The 5,249-nt window shown below is 38.1% G+C and carries 4 protein-coding genes; all 4 read left to right on the forward strand.

Going from position 1 to position 5,249, the window contains the following annotated elements:
• The coding region (locus M0Q17_RS10525) for a hypothetical protein (protein ID WP_295086637.1) at positions 1–227 on the forward strand (227 nt) is incomplete at its 5' end.
• 42 nt (positions 228–269) lie between these two features.
• Positions 270–2,240, forward strand: a complete 1,971-nt coding sequence (locus tag M0Q17_RS10530; protein ID WP_295086639.1) for a TonB-dependent receptor — start codon at positions 270–272, stop codon at positions 2,238–2,240.
• A gap of 9 nt (positions 2,241–2,249) precedes the next feature.
• Positions 2,250–3,035, forward strand: coding sequence for a class I SAM-dependent methyltransferase (locus M0Q17_RS10535; protein ID WP_295086641.1), 786 nt, complete (start codon positions 2,250–2,252; stop codon positions 3,033–3,035).
• A 288-nt stretch (positions 3,036–3,323) separates the two neighbouring features.
• The coding region (locus M0Q17_RS10540; RefSeq protein ID WP_295086643.1) for a DUF4214 domain-containing protein at positions 3,324–5,249 on the forward strand (1,926 nt) is incomplete at its 3' end.

A 5,249-nucleotide genomic window follows, 5' to 3' on the forward strand; every position in this document is an offset into this window, starting at 1 on the left:
ATCTAAGCACTTATGAGTCTAACTTTTTTACGATTGACAAAAAGTATCATGATGTAGGGGATTTTATCTCTATAAATATCTCTTTGGACTACAACCACAAACTATTTCAAAACGATGCCAAATTATCACTCTACAGCAGAAACCTTCTTGATGAAAACTACATGACCATCTTCGGATTTGAAGATCAAGGAAGAGTAATAGGCACATCTTATGAGTTTAAGTTTTAAAAACTTTTAACCAAAAATAAACCTGAAAAAATAAGGGAAAAAATGAAAAAAAGTGTAATTGGTATATCTATAGCGACATCTATGCTCCTAGCGGAGAGTTTTACGCTTGGGCAGGTGAGTGTGTTTGACAATATTAAAGATATAAATCTATTTGAGCAGAGTATCTCATCTGAAGTGATTTCACAAAACAGTTCAGATACTGTCTCAGAAGCACTGGACAATATTAGCGGTGTAAGCCAAGATACTCAGGGTGCTCGTGCTGAATCAACACTGCACATAAGAGGGTTTGATGCAAAAAGGATTGGAGTTTTTATAGATGGTATTCCTGTTTATGTTCCTTATGATGGAAACTTTGATTATGGGCGATTTTTAACAACTGACATTAGCTCTATTGATGTATCAAAAGGGTACTCCTCTGTAGTTTATGGAGGAGCAAATATGGGAGGTGTAGTAAACATCGTCTCAAGAAAGCCTACAAAAGAGTTTGAGGGTAGTGTTAAAGGCAAGATTGTCTTAGATTCAGATGGCAAAATGGCAAGACATGTAGAGAGCCTAAATGCTGGTTCAAAACAAGATAATTTTTATGTGCAGCTTGGCGCGAGTTACTCAAAACAAGACCATTTTAGGCTAAGCGATGAGTACAAAGCAACTCCAACGCAACCAGAAGGAGACAGACTTCGCTCTGAGGCAGAGGATAAAAAAGTAAGCTTAAAAGCTGGATATGTAGCAGATGATGGTAGTGAGATGGCTATCTCTTATGTTAATCAACAAGGTGTAAAACAACAACCGCCTGTAACGGATACGACTTTTGCAAAAAACAAAGATTGGGATTGGCCTCAGTGGGACAAAGAGACTATCTCCATTACAGGGCAAAAAAACTTCAGTTCAAGTTATGTAAAAGCCTTGGCATACTTTGATAAAAGCAAAAATTCAATTTACTCTTACGATGACGCTACCTTTAACGCTATAACAAAAAACTGGGCTTTTAAAAGCCGTTACGATGACTACAGTTACGGTGCTCGTTTAGAATATGGGGTTGAACTTGGTGATAACTTCCTAAAGGCTGCAGCAAACTACAAAAAGGATGTGCATCGTGGTTATGATAAAAGCAAAACAACCGATGTTGAATCTTTAGTTGAGAGATATGAAGACAACACCATCTCTCTTGGCTTGGAGGATGTTTACTCAATCACATCAAAGCTTGAATTTCTAGCTGGTGTGAGTTATGACAGAAAAGAAGCAGATGAAATTTATGATACAAACACCGCTTATCTAAATATGTTAGCTCTTGAGGCAGAGGACTCTTTTGCACCTCAAGCTGCTCTAATCTACTCACTTGATGAGAGCTCAAAAGTAAAAGGGAGCATCTCAAGAAAAACATATATGCCAACCATGAAAGATAGATACTCAAGAAAATTTAACTCTTACGTGCCAAATGTAGAGCTTAAAAATGAGACTGCTACGAACTATGAGCTTAGTTATCTAAAAAAATATGACGCGCTAACATCGAGAGTAAATCTGTTTTTTACAAGAGTTGAAGATGCGATTCAAAGTGTAGTTTTTGTTCCAAATCCTGCATACAATCAAAACCAAAATGTAGGAACATTCGATCACAGAGGCGTTGAGCTAGAGCTAGACTATAAAGCAGATACACTAGAAGTTGGAGGGAACTACACATATATAAGTGTAAAAAACATGGATGACAACGGTGTAGAGATTGTAGATGTACCAAAGCATCAACTCTTTACTTACGCACAAAAAGAGTTAAGTTCGGGCGTTTTTATTTATGCAAACGCAAAATATCGTGATGGCGCTTATGAAGAAAAACTTGACGGCACTTATGTCACAACTCCTAGCTTTACTACATTTGATTTAAAAGCGATTTATGAGCCGACAAAAGCTATTACAGCAGAGATTGGCGTAAAAAACTTGACAGACGAACTTGTAAGATATAATACGGCATATCCGATGACAGGTCGTGAATACTTTGCTTCAATGAACTATAAATTTTAAAGGATAAAAATGTTTCTAGACCCTATAGATTTTGCTTCGATGTATAAAAAGCATAAAAGCAGTACCGTTTTTAAAGGTAAAGGTAGCAGTGATTGGGATAACAAATCAAAAGAGATGGCTCCGAGGATGCAAAAATCAGAGTATGTTGAAGATTTTATATCCCGCATGAATATATCAATGGACGACACCGTACTAGATGTCGGTTGTGGTCCGGGAACTTTAGCTATTCCACTTGCAAAAAAAGTAAAACATGTCATAGCGATAGATTTTTCAGCAAAGATGCTAGAGGAGCTTGAAGCTTACGCAAAAAGAGAGGGCATCACAAATATCACGACCCATCTTATAGGCTGGGATGATGATTGGAGTCATTTGCCCAAAGTTGATATCGCAGTTGCCTCAAGAAGCGTTGAAGTACATGACTTAGATGAAGCACTATCCAAAATGTCTTCTCAGGCGTTAAAAGCGTGTTATCTTACATATAAAACAGGCGGGAGTTTTGTAGATATAGAGATATTGGACTATATAGGCAAAAAAATCATCACAAATCCTGATTTTTGGTATATTCCCTTGCTACTATACAAAGATGGACATCTACCAAAAATAGACTACATAACTACAAAAGATGGAAGTGTCAGATACACAAATGCCGATGAATTTGTAAAATCTCTCATCTGGAGTTTAGGCTCTTTAGATGAGGCTCAGCAGCAAAAAGCGAGAGAGTATTATGAGCTATATGTTAAGAATAAACAAGATGATATAAAACCTACTATCTGGGCGTTTGTGGCTTGGAACTGAAATCAACCTCGTCTTGCTTTGGCAAGGTTGAAACCTTGCTTCTGATTTACCTTTTTTATCTTATCTGCATCTATATAAGTACCCTTTTATTTTACCAAATGATATATTTAAAATCATTAAACAAAAAACTATATTATAAAATAATTTAATCTATTAATAAGCTTTATATATATCATATAGTTAAGACGAGTTATTTTTAAAAGTGGCGTAATATAACTAGTTCTTTAAGAGAGTTGTCTTTTATTTGTAAAATAACTCTAAACTCCAACATTAAAGGAAATAACGAAAATGCAAGAAAACAGATTATTACTAGCCGAACTATACACGGCTTACTTCAACAGAGCGCCGGATGCGGCAGGGTTAGCATACTGGGAAAGTGAATTAGATAATGGTGTCTTAAATTTTAGTCAGATTACATCAAACTGGGCAAATGAGCAACAAGAGTTTACTGATATTTATGGTGAAAATATTGATAGCGATGCACTAATAACTCAAGTCTATGCAAATGTACTAGGACGCACTCCCGATACGGATGGTGCAGCTTATTGGAATGCAGAGCTATCAAACGGAAACATTCCTATGGATCAGTTTATTCAAGCCATAGTTAATGGAGCAAAAGCAGCTAGCGGAAGTGCAGGTGATGCATCTCTTTTAAGTAACAAAGCCCAAGTTGGTGTGGCAATGGCTGATGCTGGCATAAATGATTTGACTTTTGCTACACAAGTTGTTGCAACAGTTACATCAGACACAAGCACGGCAGATATAGTTAAGAGCATCATCACTATGGCAGCGGCTGACACAGCAGGACTTGCAAATGCAACAGCAACACTTGATTCTGTTAAAGCTATCTTAGTTGATGCTGCCTCAGCAGCTACTCTTACGACAACTCTAGCAAATCTTAGTACTGTTATGCAAAACCTAGCAGCAGATGTAACAGCTGGAACAGTAACAAACATTGCTGCTACTTTAACTGCGGCAACAGCAACGATAAAAGCAGCAACACAAGATGCTTCGTTTGTAGCAGACCCTGAAACACTTGCAGATAGTATAGCAACAAATCCGGCAGCTGTTGAGGCAGATGCTGATGTGGTTTCTGGAGAAACTACATCTCCACCGGCATCAGGAGGTGGCGGTTCTACGCCTGCTGATACAACAGCACCGACAGCTACACTAACTTACTCTACAGATGGAGGAACAAGTTATTCATCAACAATCTCTACAAAAGATGCAGATACATTAATAATCAAGGCAACATTTAGCGAAGCTATCGCGGATGCAACAGGGGCTACAATTGCTATTGATAGCCCCGCCTTGGCTGCAACTGCCATGACAAAAGTAAACACTACAGTTTATACCTATAGCTTAAATGTACCAGCAGGAGACATAGCAGTGGCAACAGTGACTATAGGTGCAGCAAAAGATGCAGCAGGAAATGTGATTTCTGCAGCTCCTACTAATGCTACATTTGAAGTTGACAATACAGCACCGACACTTTCCAGCTCAAATCCAGCAGATGGTGCTGTTGATATGATTGTTGGTAATGATATTGTTCTTACTTTTAGTGAAGATGTATCAGCAGGGACAGGTAATGTAACATTGTATCAAGCGGATAATACAGAAATAGAACAAATAGCTATAGGTGACGCTAAAATAACTTTCGGCACCAACACTGTTACGATTAATCCTACAGATAATTTACTTGACGTAACAGGTTATTACATAAAAATTGATGCTACTGCCATAGTAGATGCTGCTGGTAATGCTTATGCAGGTATTGCTGATGCTACTACATTGAACTTTACGACGCCTGTTGCACCTTCAAGCGTTGCAACGCTTGGAGAACTTCAAGCATTGATTACTAGTAATGATGGTTCAACTTCAGTTACAATGACTGGTTCCATAGATACAACTGGAGAAGATATTAGCCAGTTTACTTCTATTACCGTGGATGATAGTGCAGTTACGGCTATAACTGCTACTATGACACCTGCTCAAATAGATGCTTTAGCAGGGCATATTACTAAAGGCACAGCTGATTTAGTTGTAGCTATAGTTGCTACAGGTGTAGATATTACTGCATTTACACTTACTGATGCAAATTTAATTCAATTGACTTCAGGTCAGAACTACTCAATGACAGCAGCCCAAGCAGCAATTGCTCAAATCGGTGCAGGCGGTACTCCTGGCACGATTACTGATGGTGGAACAATGACG

Origin of the sequence: Sulfurimonas sp. (assembly GCF_023229105.1) — a bacterium.
GTDB lineage: Bacteria > Campylobacterota > Campylobacteria > Campylobacterales > Sulfurimonadaceae > Sulfurimonas.